The 20,328-nt window shown below is 35.0% G+C and carries 27 protein-coding genes; 25 read left to right on the top strand and 2 right to left on the bottom strand.

The window, feature by feature from the left end; genetic code table 11:
- The first annotated feature begins 41 nt into the window (after window positions 1-41).
- The 23 genes from M2098_RS06540 to M2098_RS06430 all read left to right on the top strand — a co-directional run bounded on the left by M2098_RS06540 (window position 42) and on the right by M2098_RS06430 (window position 17,512).
- Window positions 42-431, top strand: a complete 390-nt coding sequence (locus tag M2098_RS06540) for a hypothetical protein (RefSeq protein ID WP_280682917.1) — start codon at window positions 42-44, stop codon at window positions 429-431.
- Window positions 432-436: 5 nt separating this feature from the next.
- Window positions 437-679 carry a hypothetical protein gene (locus M2098_RS06535; protein ID WP_280682916.1) on the top strand — a complete coding sequence of 81 codons (243 nt, stop codon included), beginning with the start codon at window positions 437-439 and terminating at the stop codon, window positions 677-679.
- Window positions 676-831, top strand: a complete 156-nt coding sequence (locus M2098_RS06530; protein ID WP_280682915.1) for a hypothetical protein — start codon at window positions 676-678, stop codon at window positions 829-831. Before M2098_RS06535 ends, M2098_RS06530 begins: the two co-directional genes overlap by 4 nt.
- Window positions 831-1,028 carry a hypothetical protein gene (locus tag M2098_RS06525; protein ID WP_280682914.1) on the top strand — a complete coding sequence of 66 codons (198 nt, stop codon included), beginning with the start codon at window positions 831-833 and terminating at the stop codon, window positions 1,026-1,028. Before M2098_RS06530 ends, M2098_RS06525 begins: the two co-directional genes overlap by 1 nt.
- Window positions 1,012-1,467, top strand: coding sequence for a hypothetical protein (locus tag M2098_RS06520; RefSeq protein WP_280682913.1), 456 nt, complete (start codon window positions 1,012-1,014; stop codon window positions 1,465-1,467). The genes M2098_RS06525 and M2098_RS06520 overlap by 17 nt, the downstream gene beginning before the upstream one ends.
- A 1,246-nt stretch (window positions 1,468-2,713) precedes the next feature.
- Window positions 2,714-3,067, top strand: a complete 354-nt coding sequence (locus tag M2098_RS06515) for a P27 family phage terminase small subunit (protein ID WP_280682909.1) — start codon at window positions 2,714-2,716, stop codon at window positions 3,065-3,067.
- The gene (locus tag M2098_RS06510; protein ID WP_280682907.1) at window positions 3,054-4,814 is read left to right on the top strand and encodes a terminase large subunit; all 1,761 of its coding nucleotides are present in this window, start codon (window positions 3,054-3,056) and stop codon (window positions 4,812-4,814) included. The genes M2098_RS06515 and M2098_RS06510 overlap by 14 nt, the downstream gene beginning before the upstream one ends.
- 11 nt (window positions 4,815-4,825) lie before the next feature.
- Window positions 4,826-6,010, top strand: coding sequence for a phage portal protein (locus tag M2098_RS06505; protein WP_280682905.1), 1,185 nt, complete (start codon window positions 4,826-4,828; stop codon window positions 6,008-6,010).
- Window positions 6,000-6,575 carry an HK97 family phage prohead protease gene (locus M2098_RS06500; protein WP_280682903.1) on the top strand — a complete coding sequence of 192 codons (576 nt, stop codon included), beginning with the start codon at window positions 6,000-6,002 and terminating at the stop codon, window positions 6,573-6,575. The genes M2098_RS06505 and M2098_RS06500 overlap by 11 nt, the downstream gene beginning before the upstream one ends.
- Window positions 6,569-7,774, top strand: a complete 1,206-nt coding sequence (locus M2098_RS06495) for a phage major capsid protein (protein WP_280682901.1) — start codon at window positions 6,569-6,571, stop codon at window positions 7,772-7,774. Before M2098_RS06500 ends, M2098_RS06495 begins: the two co-directional genes overlap by 7 nt.
- Window positions 7,775-7,794: 20 nt before the next feature.
- Complete coding sequence (locus tag M2098_RS06490; RefSeq protein WP_280682899.1) at window positions 7,795-8,067, top strand: hypothetical protein; 273 nt, start codon at window positions 7,795-7,797, stop codon at window positions 8,065-8,067.
- Complete coding sequence (locus tag M2098_RS06485) at window positions 8,060-8,374, top strand: phage head closure protein (protein WP_280682897.1); 315 nt, start codon at window positions 8,060-8,062, stop codon at window positions 8,372-8,374. The genes M2098_RS06490 and M2098_RS06485 overlap by 8 nt, the downstream gene beginning before the upstream one ends.
- Window positions 8,364-8,678 carry a hypothetical protein gene (locus tag M2098_RS06480; RefSeq protein WP_280682895.1) on the top strand — a complete coding sequence of 105 codons (315 nt, stop codon included), beginning with the start codon at window positions 8,364-8,366 and terminating at the stop codon, window positions 8,676-8,678. The genes M2098_RS06485 and M2098_RS06480 overlap by 11 nt, the downstream gene beginning before the upstream one ends.
- A complete protein-coding gene (locus M2098_RS06475; protein ID WP_280682893.1) occupies window positions 8,675-9,073 on the top strand; it encodes an HK97 gp10 family phage protein in 399 nt (132 codons plus the stop codon). The genes M2098_RS06480 and M2098_RS06475 overlap by 4 nt, the downstream gene beginning before the upstream one ends.
- Window positions 9,074-9,082: 9 nt before the next feature.
- Window positions 9,083-9,268: an SH3 domain-containing protein gene (locus M2098_RS06470; RefSeq protein ID WP_280682891.1), complete on the top strand. Its 186-nt coding sequence runs from the start codon at window positions 9,083-9,085 to the stop codon at window positions 9,266-9,268.
- Window positions 9,268-9,861: a major tail protein gene (locus M2098_RS06465; RefSeq protein ID WP_280682889.1), complete on the top strand. Its 594-nt coding sequence runs from the start codon at window positions 9,268-9,270 to the stop codon at window positions 9,859-9,861. Before M2098_RS06470 ends, M2098_RS06465 begins: the two co-directional genes overlap by 1 nt.
- Before the next feature lie 3 nt (window positions 9,862-9,864).
- Window positions 9,865-10,320, top strand: coding sequence for a hypothetical protein (locus tag M2098_RS06460; protein WP_280682887.1), 456 nt, complete (start codon window positions 9,865-9,867; stop codon window positions 10,318-10,320).
- A gap of 243 nt (window positions 10,321-10,563) precedes the next feature.
- Window positions 10,564-13,134: a phage tail tape measure protein gene (locus M2098_RS06455; RefSeq protein ID WP_280682885.1), complete on the top strand. Its 2,571-nt coding sequence runs from the start codon at window positions 10,564-10,566 to the stop codon at window positions 13,132-13,134.
- 1 nt (window position 13,135) lies between these two features.
- Window positions 13,136-13,837, top strand: coding sequence for a hypothetical protein (locus M2098_RS06450; protein ID WP_280682883.1), 702 nt, complete (start codon window positions 13,136-13,138; stop codon window positions 13,835-13,837).
- Window positions 13,837-15,894: a phage tail spike protein gene (locus M2098_RS06445; RefSeq protein ID WP_280682882.1), complete on the top strand. Its 2,058-nt coding sequence runs from the start codon at window positions 13,837-13,839 to the stop codon at window positions 15,892-15,894. Before M2098_RS06450 ends, M2098_RS06445 begins: the two co-directional genes overlap by 1 nt.
- Window positions 15,895-15,907: 13 nt before the next feature.
- Entirely contained in the window at window positions 15,908-16,792 is an 885-nt protein-coding gene (locus M2098_RS06440; protein ID WP_280682880.1) for a hypothetical protein, read from the top strand.
- A gap of 20 nt (window positions 16,793-16,812) precedes the next feature.
- Window positions 16,813-17,139, top strand: coding sequence for a hypothetical protein (locus tag M2098_RS06435; protein WP_280682878.1), 327 nt, complete (start codon window positions 16,813-16,815; stop codon window positions 17,137-17,139).
- A 160-nt stretch (window positions 17,140-17,299) separates the two neighbouring features.
- Complete coding sequence (locus M2098_RS06430; RefSeq protein ID WP_280682875.1) at window positions 17,300-17,512, top strand: hypothetical protein; 213 nt, start codon at window positions 17,300-17,302, stop codon at window positions 17,510-17,512.
- A 9-nt stretch (window positions 17,513-17,521) separates the two neighbouring features.
- Here the strand turns inward: M2098_RS06430 and M2098_RS06425 are convergent, their stop codons facing one another.
- Together M2098_RS06425 and M2098_RS06420 are read right to left on the bottom strand one after the other, a co-directional pair.
- The gene (locus M2098_RS06425; RefSeq protein WP_280682876.1) at window positions 17,522-17,833 is read right to left on the bottom strand and encodes a hypothetical protein; all 312 of its coding nucleotides are present in this window, start codon (window positions 17,831-17,833) and stop codon (window positions 17,522-17,524) included.
- A 36-nt stretch (window positions 17,834-17,869) separates the two neighbouring features.
- On the bottom strand, window positions 17,870-18,805 hold the full coding sequence (locus M2098_RS06420) for a site-specific integrase (RefSeq protein ID WP_280682873.1): 936 nt from the start codon (window positions 18,803-18,805) through the stop codon (window positions 17,870-17,872).
- Between the two features lie 87 nt (window positions 18,806-18,892).
- On the opposite strand from M2098_RS06420, the gene M2098_RS06415 reads away from it, so the two are divergent.
- Together M2098_RS06415 and M2098_RS06410 are read left to right on the top strand one after the other, a co-directional pair.
- Window positions 18,893-19,348, top strand: a complete 456-nt coding sequence (locus M2098_RS06415; protein WP_280682871.1) for a phage holin family protein — start codon at window positions 18,893-18,895, stop codon at window positions 19,346-19,348.
- Window positions 19,349-19,393: 45 nt separating this feature from the next.
- The gene (locus M2098_RS06410) at window positions 19,394-20,275 is read left to right on the top strand and encodes an N-acetylmuramoyl-L-alanine amidase (RefSeq protein WP_280682870.1); all 882 of its coding nucleotides are present in this window, start codon (window positions 19,394-19,396) and stop codon (window positions 20,273-20,275) included.
- The last annotated feature ends 53 nt before the right edge of the window (window positions 20,276-20,328 follow it).

Here is a 20,328-nt window from a genome sequence, read left to right as displayed (position 1 = left end):
CTCCAATGTCATTAAGTTAAGGATTGTAAAACATAGAAGAGTTGAAAATACTTCAAATCAAAGAAGATCGACATGAAGAACTAAAAATGAAGTATGATTCAACTTTAGTAATATTGGAAGAATACAATGGAAGACTAACAAAACGTGATAATGAAATTAAATCGCTAAAAGATAAGATATCTGAATTGCGTAAACAAAACGCTTCAATTAGCGAAGAAAAAAACGATTTAAAAATCGAACTTGTTGCGATTGGTAGAACAGTGCAGCAAATTGAAAATAAAGTTAGATATGATGTTCAAGAAAAAACAAAAAGTATAATTAAAAATTACGTAATTCAAAACAAAGGCAATATTTCAAAAAAGAAGATTATTTATTTTATTGAATCATTAACTGTAGATGATCTAATTGCAGATGCTAATGAGGAGAATTAAACAAGATGAATGATAAAAAACTACAAGAAGCAAATCGATTAAGAGCTGAAATTATAAAACTTGAAGAAACCATCTACAGTATTAAACATGCTATTAGATATGAGTATGATTTGCATTTTAAATCAGGACAATCACGAGAATATAAAACACGAATTCCATGCGAAGTACTTAAAGCGGTTGCTCCAATAATGCTTGAAATGTTGCAAAAAAAATATGATGCATTAGCAAAGGATTTCGAAAAATTATGATGTTTGAAGAATATGAAAAGCTACTTAATTTAAAGCAGCAAATTGAGTTTGAGCTCGAACATTATTGCTTGAGTGAAAAAGAAATAGAGATAAAGAAAAAGAATCTCGAACAAATAACTGCAATGATAAAAGAAATAGAAAGGGTTAGATAATGCCAAATGATAGACATAGGGCTGTAGCAAGAGCAAAACGCAATCGAATAAATGCAGAGTATGCACACATGTTTACTTGGAAAGGACATATGAAAATGGCAAATGAATTACCCGAATTTTTAAGAAAAGATTTCCAAGTTGGTATTGAAGAAATGAACGATATGTCAAAAAGGAGAGAAGATGAAAGAGGTCACTAAGGAAGATGTACAGTTTATAATCAAGGAACTTAGATTTCTTGATTATTACAATAAGTGCAAAGATGATATCAATGAGCAATTGTATGTAGTTGCTTACAAGTTGCAAGGAGTTAGCAGTACTGCGATTAAAAAAGTGGTACTGGAAAATGCACGCAATCCGTATCAAAACAATAAGATTGAATTACTCGAACAAGAAGGGGAATTAATGAAAGAACGCAATCGTTACGATGAAGCAATTAACTTGATCCAAAAAGTTCTGGAAACGATTAGAGAAACTAGCGAAAGTGATTATCAATTTATTTATGATGCTTGTGTGTTGCGAATGACTGATTATAAGATATCGCAAATACATTATTGCCATAAGAATAGTGTATGGGATAGAAAAGTAAGAATAATTAAAAAAGCACTTAAAAAACAAAAGTCACGTAAAAACGTGTAGTTTTCCGTGTTATTATGCTAATAGGAAATAAATGAAAGAGAGAGCCTTTGAACCGCTCCTCTTATTTCCACCAATGAGACTATCTGATGATAGTCTTTTTTATTTTTGGTACTCAACAGTCCTTGCTTTTCATATATGTTTATACCCATTTATATGTTGAGTGCCAGCAAATAAGAAGAAAGGGGTAACACATGTTTGTAGAACAATTAGCAAAAGAATTAGGAATAAGTATTGACTCAATTAAAGGCTGGTTGAAAAGGCATGAGTATCCACGAAATGCTTACATCCCTATTGAAGTGGTTACATTGATACGCAAGTACTATCATGAGAAGTTACTTCCGAATACAAATGTGCCAATGATGAACAAACTATGTAAGGGTTGCCCTAAAGGGCACATAAGCGACCAAGCATGTGCTATGAATGGAACACAAAGGGGTTGCTTACATTACAAGGTTAGGAGAGAGAAACGGAAGAAAGTAATGCCGAGGATAGAACATGGCAAAGTATAGATGTAAGAAAGACACTGCAGCATATCAAAGAAGCTGCTACACCGAGCATATAGTAATAAAGCAAGGTGAAATAGTTAATCTCAAATACATGACACGTGATCATGCAATACTTAGCTATCCTAATCACAAAGGATACAACACTAAAACTAATGTAGATGTAAAGGACTGGAACAATTTTGAACTTATACAAGACTAAGAGATGGAAGCGTGTAAGGTTAGCGTGTCTTAATGCTTATAAGTATGAATGTCAAGAGAGTAAACGTTACGGTGTTAGTAAGTTAGCCAACACAGTGCATCATATCTATCCATACGAACAGTATCCAGAGTTAGCATTTGAAGAGTGGAACTTGTTGCCACTTACACACAAGGAACACAATGCGATGCATGATAGAGATAGTCATGAACTTACTAGTAAGGGCATCTATTGGCAAAGAAAGAAACGTAAGCAATTCAATGAGTATATGAAGAACAAAAACGACTTCATATGAAGCGATATAAGCAATGTTAGTAGTGCATACGCATAGTTTATCAAACAAAAGGCAAACGCTTTGCACGGGTGGCGATATGCAACGAGTGGACGAAATACACAAGCCCCCCACTTTTATTTAGGGGAAATAAGGCATAAGGGGAACGGTAGGGTGAACTCTTTCCAAGTCCGCGAGTGCTGGAAAGATTTTTTCACATTGACATAAATATTATGAAGTATAAATAAATAAATAAATGAAAGGAGTGATGGTGTGGCGGAATTAACTACAAAGCAGATAAAAAATAGAACTGTACGATACATGAAAAAACTAGGAACGTATCGAAAAGAATACGATGATTTGATAAACATCTATGCCGATCTAATTTACCAATACAACATTTTCCTGGACCGTTTAGAACTTGAAAATTACGAAGTAGAAGTTGAAACAAAAAGCGGACAAACAAAGAAAAGTGGAACAGCAACTTATATGGAAGTATTGCGAAAAGACATTGGAACATATAGCGATAGGTTAGGATTGAACTTCAAAGCTAGAAAGGATTCTGATAACGGAAATACCAAAGTATCAAAGTTAGAGGAAACGTTGTTGAAAATTGGCAAAGTTTGAGAATAAGGAAATTATAGATAAATATGTAGCTGATATCTTAAGCGGTAAAAAACTTGTAAATAAATACCAACGTTTAGGAGTTGAACGCTATAAAAGAATGCTTAATGATAAACGCTATGACTTCAATCCAAAAGATGCCGAGTTTGTTATTGCGATCATTGAAGGAACAATTGTTCATAAACAAGGAGAACGTTTAGATGGGACACCATTAATGAACGCTCCTTTTTTGTTAGAGCCTTTTCACAAATTTCAAATATACAACTTATTAGGTTTTTATCACAAAGGAACAAAAATCCGAAAACATAAAGAAGCATTTATTTACATTCCACGTAAAAATATCAAAACAAGTTTTGCAGCTGCTTTAACTTGGGCGTTAGGAATACTTGAGCGCAAAAGCGGGGCAAAAGCATATATTGTCGCTAGAGCATTAAAACAATCTTTAGAAAGTTTTGATTTTCTAAAACACTCAATCAAACAAATGGGTGATGAAGACACTTACCGAATTATCGACAACAATGCTGAACATTCAATCAGTCGCCAGTTTAATGATGGAAGTTTCTATATTCAAGCACTAGCTGCCAATCCAGATAGCCAAGATTCATTCAACTGTAATATTGCAATCGCCGATGAAATGCACGCTTATAAAACACCCAAGCAATACAACATTATCAAGGAAGCAATGAAAGCATATACAAATAAATTGATGATTGGTATTACTACCGCAGGTGATAATATGAATTCGTTTTGCTATAACCGTTTGCAATACTGTAAAAAGATTTTAGATGGAACGGTAGAAGACGAACAGTATTATGTTTTTATTGCAGAAGCTGATGAGGATGAAAACGGATATTTAGATTTCACAAATGCAAAAGTCCATGAAATGGCAAATCCTGCCTATGGAGTTTCAATTAGACCAGAAGATATCATGAACGATGCAATGCAAGCGTTAAATGATCCACAACAAAGAAAAGACTTCTTAGCAAAGTCATTGAATGTATATACATCAAGCGTTAAAGCATACTTTAACCTTGATGAATTCAGAAAAAGTGATGAAGCATTTGAATACGGATATAAGAAACCTATAATCATTCACGATGAAGAAACTGTAAACTACAAAGAATTAGCAAAACTAAATGTTAAATGGTTTGGTGGTGTCGATTTATCTAAGTTGTATGACTTGACTGGTGTTTGTTTATACGGGGAACTTGATGGAGTTGGAATTTGTATTACACATGGATTTATTCCAGTAGTTACTGCAAACGAAAAAGCTGACAAGGACCAAATACCTTATTTCAGTTGGCAAGATAGTGGATGGCTATCCATGATAAATTCGCCAGTAATTGAATATGATGATGTAGTGAAGTGGTTTATCAAAATGCGTGATTATGGATTTGATATTAAAGAAATAGGTTTTGATAGACAGTTTGCAAAAGAGTTTGTGCAAATGATGGAAGAACATGATTTCAATATGAAAGATGTATCGCAAAGGTACTGGATAAAAAACATTGGATTTAGACACATAGAAGCGCAAGTTAAAAAAGGCGCTTTTTATTATTTACATAGCGATGCATATGAGTATTGCGTTGAAAATGTAAAAGCGATGGAAGATCCAGAAGAACGCGTTAGATACGAAAAAACAAGCGAAAACTTACGTATCGATTTATTCGATGCAAGTGTTATCGCAGTTGTTAGATTTAAAGAGAGCCTAACTGATGAATCGGTAGATATAGATGGTTGGTTTGACTAGAAAGGAGATATATGGGCATTTTCAAAAAAAGGAATACACCTGTTAGTAATTCTGCAGATAGTACATTGCATTGGTTTTTGACAAGCGATGCATACGATAGGCTATGCACAGGAGACTATGTGCGGTTGACTGACAATGCAGAGTTTCAAACAGGATTAAATGTTATCGCTGATTTGGTATCAAACATGAGTATTAAACTTATGGCCAATACTGAAAAAGGAGATAAGCGCATTTATAATGAGTTATCAAGAAAGTTAGACATTGAACCGAATCGATATATGACGAGAAAGAAACTCATTAAATTCATTACTTACAACTTGCTTGTTGAAGGAAATCAAATCACATTGCCAGAACATGATCGCGAGGGAAATTTGTTATCACTCAATCCGATAAAGAGCGAGAATGTTTCGTTCAATGATTATGGACTGACATATGACATTTTGCTAAATGGAGTGAAGTTTGAATGTGATGAAGTCCTGCACTTTACACTTAACGCAAAAAGCGATAGCACTTTTATTGGTCGTGGCTATCAAGTTGAATTGAAAGACATTCTCTCAAACTTGAAACAAGCAGGTGCGACAAAAAAAGCATTTATGGGAAGCAAATATATGCCACCCGTTATTGTGAGTGTAGATAGCAATAACAAAAGTTTAGCAACCAAAGAAGGTCGAGAAAAGATTATTGATAGTTATATTGATACTGATCAAGGGAAACCTTGGGTAATTCCAAGCACTTCAATGGATGTTAAACAAGTCAAACCTTTGACTTTAAACGATTTGGCAATAAATGAAACAGTTGAAATTGATAAAAAAACAGTAGCAGCAGTCCTAAGGATTCCTGCTTTTTTATTGGGAGTTGGCGAGTACAACGAAGATGAATACAACAACTTTATCAATACAACCATTCTTTCAATCGCTAGAACGTTGGAGCAAGAAATGACTAAGAAATTAATCTATTCACCGAAGATGTACATTCAATTCAATGTTCGCTCATTGCTTCAATACTCAATTCAAACCCTTGCGACAGTCGGAAAAGACTTGCGTGCAATTGGAGTAATTGATGGCAATGAAGTTAGAGATTGGATCGGTATGTCACCACGTGAAGGACTAGATGAATTAGTCATGCTTGAGAACTATATCCCTAGTGATAAGTTAGGCGATCAAAAAAAGTTAGGAGATGAAACTAATGGAAATTAGACAAATGCATTTTCCTAGCGAGTTGAAAATTCGCGAAAGCGAAAGTGGAAAAAAGATAGAAGGATACTTTATCGTTTACAACCAAAAAACGAACCTATTCGGCAATATTTATGAACAAATGGCGAAAGGCTCAATTGACAACGCTTTAGCAAATAATGACATTCGTTGCTTGTTTGACCACGACAGCGCAAAGGTGCTAGGTCGTACAGGTAATGGAACATTGAAACTAAAAAGCGATGATTACGGTTTGTACGGAGAAGTTGAAATCAATCAAAACGACCAAGAAGCAAAAGATATTCACGCACGCGTTGAACGTGGAGATATTAACGCTTGCTCGTTTGGTTTCTATCCAATCGCAGAAGAACGCACTGAAGAAAGCGATGGCTCAATTACTTACACGGTAAAAGAAGCCGATGTTATCGAAGTATCGGTAGTTACTTTCCCTGCATATCCACAAACGCAAGTTTCAGCACGCAAGAAAGAAGTTGAAACATTTAAACGTGAAAAACTTGAAGCTCGCAAGGAAGATTTGAAAAAGAAACTTAAAGGAGAAACACAATGTTAAAAAAACTTAAATTAGCAAAACAAAAAGAAATGCGTGAAAAACAATTAAGCGATTTGCTAGAAAGAGAAGCAGAACTTAAAACACGTGAAGCTGAATTAGAAGACGCTATTTCAGAAGCTGAAACCGATGAAGATTTAGAAACAGTAAACGAAGAAGTTGAAAAACTAAATACTGAAAAGGATGAAGCAACTGCAGCAAAAACAAAATTAGAAGATGAAATTCGTGACATCGAAACACAACTCGATGAACTAGAAGATAAATCAAAAGAAGTAAAAAACGAAGAACGCAAAAATGCGGAAAAGAAAGAGGTACGAGAAATGAAAACAGGATACGAATACTTACAAAATGAAGAAGTACGTTCATTCTACGGAAATGTAGCAAAAGCAGTGCTGGATAAACGAGCAGTAACAGGAACTGACTTATTAATTCCTGATGTAGTAGTAAACCGAATTGAAAGTAAAATTACAGAATATTCTAAGTTAATCGGAGAAGTTGAAGTTATTGACTTAAACGGAAACGCACGTGTTATTACTGCTGGTGATATTCCTACTGCAATTTGGATGGAATGTTGTGATCCAGTCGCTGAACTTGCCGATGCATTCGACCAAATCGAACTTGACTGCTATAAAGTCGGTGGATTTATTCCAGTATGTAATGCTACATTAGATGATTCTTTTGTTGCTTTAGCAAACATTCTTGAAGAACGTTTGGCGAAAGCAATCGCAAAAGCTATTGATATCGCGATTGCAAAAGGAACTGGAGTTAAGCAACCAACAGGAATGATGTTAAATGCAGTTGATGGTGGAACTGTCACGTCAATCAAAGATTTATTACCGCTAGTAGCAAAAGTTAATAGCGAAGAAGTTGTAAAGATTTATATGAGTAAAACAACGTTACTATCACGTGTTGCTCCTGAATTGTTATTAGCGACTGCTGATGGAAAATACTTTGTAAACATGGCAAGTTTTGCAGGTTATGAATTTGTAACATCTGATGCGTTCGCGGTTGATGAATTTGTAATTGGGGCAGGTAAGGAATATTTGCTAGGACGTAGAAAAGGTGTAACGCTTGCAACTTCTACTGATGTTCGTTTCATCGAAGACCAAACGGTATTCAAAGCAACTGCACGCTACGATGGTAAACCAAAGAAAAACGATGCATTTGTTAAAGGAATGTTCGCAACACCTGCACAAGGATAAATTAAAGAAAGGAGTTATTTATGGCTCTGAATGAAGAAAAAGAAAAAACGTGTTTGAAACTAGTAAAATCAAGACTTGGAATAACTCAAAACATTAGAGATGAATACATCACGGATATTATCCGTGGTGTTGTCTCTGATTTAGAAAATCGTAATGGAATTGTTATAGATGGTGATGATTTTGGTCATTTGATGTTTGTTTGTGATTATAGTGAGTATCGTTATTCAAATGTTGGAATTAGTGCAATTCCTAGACATTTAGAAATGCGATTGCACGATTTGATTTATGGCTAGTTACACATTCAATTACTCTTTGAAGTTGGTAAGCATGACCTATTCACAAGATGAATACGGACAAGAAATACCGACAAGACAAGAAATGGAAGTGTTATGCGATATTCGTTCGATTGGTCGCAGTGAGTTCTATCAATCAAGAAACTCAAAGCTGCAACCATCAATAATCTTTATTGTTAAAAAGTTTGAGTATAACGGAGAAAGGGAAGTTATTTACGATGGTGAAAAGTATAACGTGATACGCACGTATGCAACTGATATCGAAAACATCGAATTGACTTGTGAAAAGGTGGAACATGACAGTTAAGGAATTAGCACAAGAACTAAAAACACTTGGTTATGATTGTGCATATGACCACTTTAATACAACACCAACACTTCCATTCATCGCTTATTTTGAAAACGAAAGAACGGATTTCATAGCCGATAACAAAGTTTATCGCAAGCAACAAAACATCACGATTGAGTTATACACCGAGTTCTATGAACCAAACATATCGGAACAATTAGAAGATTTATTGGAACGCTTAGGCATTGTCTATGATTGCGTTCCTTTTTTGTACATCGAAGATGAACGCATGTATATGAGTTCATACTCATTTAGTTTATGAAAAAGGTAGATCTTGAAAATTTTGCAAGCGAGATTGCAAGTCAACTTTTGAATTATTCTCAAGATGTTGCAGATGAAACGAAAGATGCCGTTGATGAAATTACAGCTGAAGCAACTAAAATTGTTAGAGAAAATGCTCCAGTTTCTGACACTAAAAGAAAAGGAAAGTATAAGCGAAGTATAAAAAATGATAAAGTTCATGAATCCACGCTAGATAAAGAAAAAATTATCTATGCAAACGGTAAAGAATATCGACTTACGCACTTATTGGAAAAAGGGCATTTAACAAGAAACGGAAAACGAACCAAAGCACACCCTCATTTTGAATACGGTGATGAATATATTGAAAAGAATTTTGAGAAAAAACTAGTTTCAAAAGTACAAAAGATTAAATAAGGAGAACCTATGAAAACAAAAGTATTAGTAAATTTACGGAGTTCAGCTAAAAAAGCAAACAATGTAATTAAAACTTTAAAAAAAGACACAACTGTAGAAGTTGTGAAAAGTGGAAAAACTTGGACTGAAGTAAAAGTAGATCATGTACAAGGATTTATTATGACGCAGTTTTTAGAAGAAAAAGGAGAAAAATAATGAAAGAAAATATTGTAAGATTTGGACTTAAAAACGTTCATACTCATAAAATAACAATTGGTGAGGACGAGTTAATTACTTTAGGTCCTGGTGTGCCTTTTCCTGGTGCGGTTAGTCTGAAGCTTAATGCAGAGGGGGAATTAACACCTTTCTATGCAGATGATACGACATACTATGTAGCCAGTTCAAATAATGGTTATACAGGTGATTTAGAAGTTGCAAGAATTACTAATGAATTTCTTGTTGACTATCTAGGTTATATAAAGTTAGCAGATAACACAATTGTTGAGGATGCTAATGCTAATGCCGAACCATTTGCTTTGACTTTTGAGTTCGATGGAGATGTAAAGGCAACGCGTCACATTCTATACAAAGTAAACGCAAGTAGACCTTCGCAAGAAAGCAAAACAACTGAAGGTGCAAAGAAAGAACCACAAACCGAAACGTTGCCAATTACTGTTACGCCTATTGTTATTGGTGATAAAGCAATTGTTAAACGTAAAACAACTGTCGACACACCTCAATCAACTTATGACAATTGGTATAAAGCACCTACAATGCCAGATTTCACTGTAGAGCAACCACAAGGATAAATTATGGCAAATATTATTATCGCAGGTGCAGATGAAGTTGCAATGATTGATGGTGTTCAAAAAGTAATTAACAAGGATGTTGAAGTAGTTCTAGGTGCGAACGGAGCTACACCACGTTTATATCGTATGTATTTCAAAAAAGACTTATTGCAAACGATTGTTCAACTTCAACAAATCTATGATGAGAAGCCAGATAATTGGGATGACATGAGCGAGGAACAACGTAAGAAATATCAAAATGATCAATTGCTTATGTATTTTGATTACAATCTTATTGATGAACTTGCATACGTATGTGCAAAAACAGCAAATCCAAATATAGGAGACTACTTAGAATGGTTAGCTCAATTCGCTCCATTTGCATTAATGGATAAAGGAGAAGATATATTCAATCTTCTGTTTAGATCCACTGTTACTAAGATTGATTCAAATGGTGATTTGGGAAAGTACCAAAAGTAAGTGAAATATCTTACGACAAAATGATATTGTCTTGTTTCAAACTGGGAATGAATATACACGATTTGGAATTGTTAGATATTGGAATGATAATCGATTTGATTACTACTAACAATAATTTGATTAATTTATCAATGAATAACGAAAATGAACCCCAAATAAGAGATGCAAATCAAGATGATTTCGATAGATTTTAAGGCACTTTAAAGAGTGCCTTTTTTAACTTTTAAAAGGAAAGGAGAACGTATGGCAAAAAAATACGAAGGAATTACACTGAGAGTTGGTGGAGATACTACCGAACTTTCAAAAGCACTAAAACAACCACAAACAGAAAGTAATAAACTTCAATCGCAATTAAGAGAAGTAAATAGAGCATTAAAGTTTGATACTACTAATACTGATTTGATTTCTCAAAAACAAAGACTTCTTGCCGAAAATGTAGAAAAAACAGAAGAAAAAGTAAATCTATTGAAAGAAGCACAAAAAGAGTTTATTGATCAAGGTGGAGATGTTAATAACCCTGCGTATGTAGAACTTCAAACTGAAATTGTAAAAGCTGAAGCAAAAGTAAAAGCATTAAAAGAAGAACAAAGCGGACTCCCAGCAAGCTTAGAAGCATATAGCGCGAAATTAGACGAAGTTGGTAAGAAAGCTATAGATGTAGGTGGATCAATGACTAAAAATGTAACAACACCTATAATTGCTACAGGAGCTGCAGCAGTAGCAACTTGGATGACGATTGATGAAGCGTATGACAACATAATCGTAAAAACTGGTGCAACAGGTGAAGTTGCAGATAAACTCGCCGCTTCGTTTGATAAAGTGTATGGAAGTGTGCCTGAAGATTCAGAAGTGGTAAGTGAAGCGATAGGTGAAGTAAATACTCAATTCGGTTTGATGGATGAGAAATTAGAATATACGTCTACATATATGATTAAATTCGCAAGTATAAATAAAACAGATGTTGCGCAATCAACAATTATAGCGAAACAAGCGATGGAAGCATATGGATTCACATTAGATGAAATGCCATCATTTATGGATTCATTGACGTATGCTTCACAGTTTACTGGTGTATCTGTTGATGAATTATCAGACGCTGTAATTAAGGGAGCACCTCAACTAAAAGCAATGGGATTAAGCGCACAAGAAGGTGCAGTATTAATTGGACAACTTGAACAAAGCGGTGTGGATAGTTCAACAGCTCTTTCGAGCATGGCAAAGGCAAGCGTTGAATTTGCAAAAGATGGAAAATCACTTTCAGAAGGACTTGCAGACATGCAAGAAAAAATTCAAAATTCAACAAACGAAACAGAAGCATTAAATATTGCCGCTGAAGTATTTGGTACAAAAGGAGCATCAAGGATGAGTGATGCAATTAGACGTGGAACCCTTGATATTAGTGCATGGGGAGATGTTTCTGAGGAAGCTGCTGGAACTGTTGAAAATACTTTTGAAGCGACACTAGATCCAATGGATAAAGCAAAGATTGCACAAAATAACCTAGCATTGGCAGGTGCATCATTAGGGGATACAATTCAGCAAGCACTTGGACCTATATTTGAAAAATTAGCTGAAATTATTCAAAATCTAACAAAGTGGTTTAAAGGGCTTGATCAAAATACACAAACAATTATTGTGACTATCGGTGGAATTGTTGCAGCAATTGGACCATTGCTTGTAATATTCGGTAAAGTCGCCACAGGAATATCATCAATTATTACTGTGGCTGGTAAGATAGGGACTATTTTTACAAAGATAGGCGGAGTATTCTCAACACTAAAAGGAGTCATAATGCCGATCATTAGCACGATTGGAACGGGACTAAAGGGACTATTTACACTCATTATGGCAAACCCAGTTATAGCAATTATCACTGCAATCATCGCAATATTTGTGTTGCTATATACAAAATGCGAATGGTTTAGGGATGGGGTTCATGCAATCATAGATGCAGTGGTCCAATTTTTCGCTGATTTTGGTTCAAATATAGCAGATATTATTACAGGAGTTATCGAGTGGTTTGCTCAATTACCTGAGAAAATAGGAGAGTTCATACAAGAGTTGATTGACTTTGTTGTAAGTTTTTACACAAGATTATTTCAATTTTATACACAAGATATTCCGAACTTTGTCTTAGGAGTTTTGAGCTGGTTTGGACAACTACCTGGTAAAATTTGGGAGTTTATTTCTCAAATTATTGGAAACGTTGCAACGCTTGCGAGCAGTTTGATTTCTAAAGGAATTGAAGCAGGTAGTGGATTGTTTAACAATATTGTTACGTGGGTTTCTCAATTGCCTGAAAAAATGATTGAAATTGGTACGAATATTGTTTCAGGGATTTGGGAAGGTATAAGTGGTGCAGCTGATTGGTTAATGGATAAAATAGGGGGATTTGCCGATGATGTTGTTGGTGGAATTGCTGACTTCTTTGGGATTAACTCACCGTCACGCGTGATGAGAGATAAAGTTGGTCATTGGCTTCCACTTGGAATAAGTGATGGGTTTGAAAGCACCATGCCCTTAGCAGAAAAAGAAATAATGAATGTGTTAGATAAGTCGATGTCACATATGCAAAAAGGAGTTGATGATGCATTGGCATTTGACATGAATAAAAACATTGAATTATCAACTATGAGTACTCACAGTGCAACAATGCTTGATAGCATGAAGGATAACATCTTAACAGCAGTTGATAATATGCTTGGCTCAATTAATATTCAAAATAGCTTTGCAATCGGAACAACTGAAGTTGCAAGTGAATTAACTCCACTTGTAAACAAAAATATGGGCAGATTAGCAAAGAGAGGTAAATAGCATGTCAGTTAAATTGAATGGAATAGACATCAAAACATATGGATGCATTTTGTTAGAAAATTATGATATTGCTGTTGCAGAACCTAAATTGAAACAAATTGATATTCCTGGTGCAAATGGAATGTTGGATATAACTGACCAAATAAATGGATTGGTTGCTTATTCAAATCGTGACATTACAATGAATTTCGTAAAAAGAACTGCTGTAAAAAAGGAATGGCATGAAGTTTATAGCGATTTAGCGAATGCTTTTCATGGCAAGAAAGTAAAAGTGGTTTTTGACAATGATGCCACTTTTTACTGGACTGGTCGAGCTAACGTTTACGCGATAAAGGAAGGTCAACAGTATTCGGCAATACAAATCGTAGTAAATGCTGAACCATTTAAGTATGATGTAAATTCAAGTGGTGGTGATTGGTTATGGGATCCATTTAACTTTACTCGTGATATTGCTAGAAACTATAACAACATCGAAGTAGACGGATACAAGGAACAACGTATTATCGGTACAGAGTTAGCAGTTAATCCTAAAATTACTGCAAGTAGTAGCATGACTATGACAATCGATGATGATGCGACTATTTATAACATTCAACCAGGGACAAAAACGTATTACAACATCACAGTTACGAATCACGAGTATATCTTTAAAATCAAAGGAAATGGAACGATTACTTTTGATATGAAAGGGGGAAGCCTATAATGTATGAATTAAGAATTGGAAACGATACTATTTACAAACCAGGAGTCAGTGATTTGGTTATGGCTTCAAGTCCACAAGTAACATTTGAGTTGAATACACAAGGGATGTTAGATTTGCAAATGCAATCATCACATCCCTTTTATTCTAAAATAGCGCAACACAAAACAGTGATTGATTTATACGATAGTAACGAATGGATTGCTGCTTTTAGAGTTATTAATATTGAAGTGGACTTCTACAACATCAAAACAATCGAATGTAACGGTGTTTTGGACTTCTTGAATGACACGATTGTAAGACCTTTTCAATTCACTGGAAGTATCACAAACTTATTGAAAAAGTTATTAGATAATCACAATTCACAGGTTGATGATTTTAAGAAAATAAATCTAGGTCAAGTCACAGTAGTTGATACGAATGATTATGTTAATCGTTCGAGTGGTAACTACATGAATACACTTGAATGTATAAATGAACGATTAGTAAAGCTTCATGGTGGTTATTTGCGTATCCGTAAAGCAAATGGGAAATATTACCTTGATTATATTGCTGATTACGGCGTAATAAGTAAACAAACAATTCGATTTGGAGAAAACTTGCTCGATCTAAATAACTACATTCAAGGTGATACCTTAGTAACTGCAATTATTCCTTTAGGTGCTGAACTTGATGAAAATGGAATAAATGATATAAAAAAACGTGTGACAATCGAAAGCGTAAATGGTGGCAAAGACTACATCTATTCAACTGAAGGTGTTAAGCAATTTGGCTATGTTTGGAAAACAGTGATATGGGACGATGTTACTCAATCGAGTATTTTGCTAAATAAAGCAAAGAGGTACTTAAGTGAAAATGCAAACATGGATATCTCTATCGAGATAAAAGCAATTGATTTAGCATACCTTGATGTTAATATTTCCATGATTAAATTAGGAGATTGGATTCCTGTTGAATCATTCCCACACAATTTACAAAGAAATTTTCTTGTTTCGAAATTAGAAATCGATATCGAAAATCCAGAAAAATCAATTATAAATCTTGGTAGTGTAATCGGAACGTTTACATCAAACACAACATCAAGTAATAAAAATGTACAATCGTCTATTCGTGATGAGTTAGAAAATGTTTATGTTTGGTACAACGATGCTATTCAAAAAGCCACGGATTTAATTAATGGTGGAACAGGCGGATACGTTTACACGGCAACAAATGTTGATGGGCAACCCAATGAGATTTACATCATGGATAAACCACAGGTTGACCAAGCTAAAAACCTTATTCGTCTTAATGTGAATGGAATAGGTTTTAGTAACAATGGAATCAACGGCCCATACAGAAATGCTTGGACAATTGACGGTAAACTAAATGCAGATTTCATTACTACAGGGACGCTTAGAGCGGTCAAGTTGATTGGTAATGAAATTGAAGGGGCTTCTATTAAAGGTGGTAAAATCGTTGGTGGTTCTATTACTGGAGAAACGAGTATCAACGTTGGAACCGATCTATTTGTTGGCAATAATATTTATCTTGGCAAAGGAAGCACTTCACTTAAAGAAATATATCTATCAGATAGATTACGGTTTAGAAGAGCAACTGGTGTTTCTGAATGCTTAGATATAATAAATACCTATACAGGCCAAGGATGGATTGCTTTACGTATGCCAAAGACTCAAGTAATTGTTACTCAAACCGATATTAGTTTAATATCAAACAATGCGTCAAACTCTTTTCAGGTATCTCCACAATCGACATACAGTAGACTGCCGATTACTATTGGTTCTGATAAACGAATGAAGAGATGTATTAAAGATATTGATATTTCTGATCTAGTAGATAGTGTAAATGTAAAAAGTTTTGAGTATCAAGAAACTGAAAAACAAAAAGTAGGTGTTATTGCACAGGACTATTTAGGTAGCGAGTTTGAACAATACGTAATAGATAAAAATGAAGATGGATACTTATGCGTTGATTACAACGCTTTTTTAATGTCCGTAATTCAAAAAATACAAAAACAAGAAGCTCGAATAAAAGAGCTAGAAAGGAAAATCAATGGCTAATATAACAAAAGAAATGGAGAACATTCGCGATGCACAGTATGGTGAAGAGGTTCGTGGATCTATCATTAGTGGTCTTGAAAAAATTAATCTCGAGACTGAAAACACTACAGAATTAGTTGAAACTAAAATTGTAGAGTTAGATGCAAGTGAAACAACTAGACAATCTAATGAGTCAACGAGACAAACCAATGAAGCAGCTCGGCAAGTTGAGTTTGCACAATCAATTGAAGATGTAACTGCAATAGTTGCTGACGTTGAAAGACGTCTTGAAAATGGCGAATTTATCGGTGCTACACCATCGCATGAGTGGAATGGAACAAATATTCGATTCAAACAAGGAGATGGTACATGGGGTCCTTGGGTAAATTTACAAGGACCAATAGGTCCTGCTGGGTCACTAGAAAACGCTACAGCTGATAGAGTGGCTACAACTGACGGCACAAACGTACAGCAAAACCTTGACGGATTACGCACAGATTTAGCTGATGTCGTACACATGGGATATGATAGTAAAGGTGAACCCTTAACACAAGAGTTCAATGGTGAACAATTAAGTAACTCAATCCTTATTGCAAAGGGTAAAGTGAGTGTTAAACAGCCATCAAACGAAACTATTAATTTCATGTATAGACGATATTTGGATGGCTTTGTAGAGTGTTGGACTTATGTCACTATTCCTGCTAACTCTGATAGTGTATCAGTAACACTCCCATTCACTTTTTATAACGCTTCTGACACCGATTGCCAAGTCACGCCGATATGGTCGGAAGAACCTTTTTATTTACACAGTGGAGGTATGACTTCTCGCAATTCAATGATTGCTAGCATACGAGGGCAAAACGGTGGAACAGCACAAATAAGAAACGCAAAGATTTCAATTAAAGGTTATCTTGAATAGTTCACTGTTCTTGTGAACCCTTGACACCTACTTTTGATGGTGACTATTTAAACAAAAATATGAAAGATACAGGTTGGATTAGATACTCAAATACCGACATTTACTATACATATAAAAACGGGATGACCTATGTTTATTTTAGAGCTACAATTCCAACAACTGATTTTAGCAATTATGTGCAATTACCAAAAGAATTGGCACCATCAATAGATTTTTATCAACCAATACGTTCAAATGGTGGAACTGGCACATTGGTATTATTTATTGATACAACAGGGTTAATTAAGGTTAGCAACTCGTATTCACGTCAAGAGTTTTTGGAAATGATTTCTTTTCCTAGTAAATAGTTTTTGTGAACCCTTGACACAAAACTTTGACGGCAACGATTTAAACGACGTAACTTATGATAGTGAATGGGTTTCGATAGCAAATTATAATAAAGATAGGCTTGATGTTTATACAGGAAGAACCTCTCCACGATATCGAATAAAAGACAATATTTGTCATGTGCAATTTTCATTTATCGTAAAAGGTGGCGACTATTCTGCAGGTGCTTTGTTGTTTGGCGCTGGTTCTTTACCAAACAAGACAAATCTTCCTGTTTTCATAAGCCAAGGTACAAAAGAATGTGCAGTTATGCCCGATGGATCATTGCGAAATCTAGTCAACATTACTAATGGGACATCAATCACAATATTTGATGAATATGTAATTGATTAGTAATGTAATCTATTCAGTGAAGTAAATAATGGATCCATAAAAAGCAGTAACGGCTGATGGGTTAAACATGGTCACTGTCCCATCAGTTCGTACTTGCATTGCGACACTGGTATTTAGTGTAGCTGCTCCAGCATTACCTGCCAAGATACCAGGATAAGTAGCATTTGGCTTAATCTCACTAGGCAAGTTAATATAGACTTGATACACACTATTTTGCCAAAAGTTATCCCCATTTATAACTAAAATAACTAGTTTTCCAAACTTGTAGGCTGTAGCATATTGATTGATAATATACGTATTTTCGCTTGTTACTTCATTCAATTGCTCCCCTGTAAATGTTTGTGTCAAGGGTTCACGTTAACTCAAAATCTTGTTGAAAGTTTTGTTACTCATTTTACGTTTATAAGCTGGTGCAGGATGGTCGTATAGACGTAAAGTGATTGCAACATCAGCATGACCTAAAACTTCGCTTAACGCCTTAACATCCCAACCAATCTCCATAGAATTGGTTGCGAACGTATGACGTGTGCAATGATACTTAAGATGTTTGATGCGTAGTCGCTTTAGCAGTCTATTGTAGTATGAGCGTAAGTTGTTTGGTTCGCATGGTTTATCTGTGCCACTTGCAATATACGTTTCTAAAGATTGAAAGTTACGTTTGATGAGCTTCATGACTTCCGTTGGAATTGGAATGAATCTTATTGAGTGCTTGGTTTTAGGTTCAGACATGATTAATCGACTGCCTTTGCCTTTTTCGTAGATGCGTTGATAAGTCTTTTCAATGTAGGCGGTTTCCATCGGAAAAGAGAAGTGTTTGAATTGCAAAGCACACACTTCACCAATTCGAGCACCAGTAACACACGAGATAAGGATAGCAATATTCTTACTTGTAGGATTAGAAATAAGATACTTGATCAAGCGTTTAAAATTACGTTTGCTAAATATTTCTATTGGCTTTACAGCAATACCTTTAGGCATCTTAGCGTTTAATGCAGAGATGTCTTTTTCCACGAGTTCTTGTTGAACTCCATATTTGAGAGAGGATTTAACTATGGTAAGAATATCGTCCACTGTCGAGTGGCTTAACCCACCTTGATTTACAAGGTTTCCAGACTCCAGTTTATAGTCAACATAGCGCTCTATTTGTGTGTTTGTTAAATCGTTGGCTTCAAACTGTCCTAAGTCTGGCACAATGTGATTTTCAATCATATTAAAGTATCTAGCGTGAGTAGTTTCTTTTACGTCACGCACAATGGCATGATGCCATTCATTAATTAAAGTTTCGTATAACATAAAATACCTCCTAGACAAAATACTAAGGGGTATTTTTCGATTTATAAACCATTTTGTATATCACCAAAAGAGAGTGAGGAAGGAAAAATGAAAAAAATGCAGACAATATTTGATTCGGTAGTCGCTTGTGTGGCTACTTTTTTAACGTATTTATTTGGGGGAGCTGATGTCGCAGTAGTCACACTATGCGCATTTATGGCTCTAGACTATGCAACTGGAGTAATTGTTGGATTTACTAATGATAAATTATCCAGCGCAGTGGGGTTCAAGGGATTAGCAAAAAAGATGCTTATCATCCTTATATTAATAGGAGCTGTTCAATTAGATAGATTACAAGGAACAGGCCAATGGATCTTTAGAACTTTAGTTTGTTACTTCTACATCGCTAATGAAGGTATTTCGTTAATTGAAAATGCAGGAAACTTAGGCTTGCCTATTCCAGGTAAATTAAAAAAAGCATTAGAACAACTAAAAGATAAGGCAGAAGATGTAGAAACAATCGAAGAAGAAACAGAAGTAGAAGAAGTTGAGGGTGCTGAATAGGAACTCTCTTTTTATGTGCAAAAGCACGGAAAGGATATTTAATTTATGAAAATTTTATTTATTGCAGGACATGGAGCTGGTGACTCAGGAGCTTTAGGAAACGGATATCGTGAAGCGGATTTAACACGAGAACTAGTTGGACTCATTGCACCAAAAATGAGAAAGTATTGTACAGTAGATGTGCGAGATACTAATCGTAATGCATTCTATGATGCCCAAAAGGGTACATTTAGTGCGAAGGGTTATGATTATGTGTTTGAGATTCACTTTAATGCATTCAATGGAAAAGCATATGGAAGTGAATGCTATGTAACATCTTCTGAACAAGGTATTACAGTTGAACAACTAGTAATGAAGGGTATGAGCAAATTCTTTACTCTTAGAGATAACGATAGTATTTTCGATGGAGTTAAGAGAACTAATTTCTTGGTAATTCAAACAGCTAAAAATCAAGGGGTATCAGGAACGTTGCTAGAAGTGTGTTTCATTGATAATATTAATGATATTAAGAAATACCAAGAAAATAAGAACGCGATTGCAGATGCTATTGTAAATGGTTTAGCTGAAGGGTTTGGTTTAAAAGAAACAAGTCAACCTGCACCTACTCCAATTCAACCTGCTGAACCACCAAAAAGAGAAGTTGATCAAGTTCTTGAAGAAATGGAAACTTTTGAATATGGAAACATCTATAGAGTTGATGATATCGATATTAAAAGAAACTTGATTTACAATAAAGTTTTAGGTGGATGGATCAGCGGAACTATTTGTACTGAAATCAATGGAAATAATGACCAGTTACTTGAAATTGGAGAATTCTTTACAATTAAAGGTACATTCACTGTTGGAGGTGTTGATGTTAAACGTCAACTAATCTATGTAAAAGAACACGAGTTCTGGGTACGTGCTGAATCATTAATCGAAGTATAAGAAAATACCTACTCACTTGCGTGGGTGGGTCCTTTTTTTAGTGGTTTTCCTTT

The sequence above is a fragment of the Breznakia sp. PFB1-19 genome (assembly GCF_029893935.1).
Taxonomy (GTDB): Bacteria; Bacillota_I; Bacilli_A; order Erysipelotrichales; family Erysipelotrichaceae; genus Breznakia; species Breznakia blatticola.
Note: the sequence above shows the minus strand (reverse complement) of the source record. Positions and strands in the feature narration are given on the sequence as shown.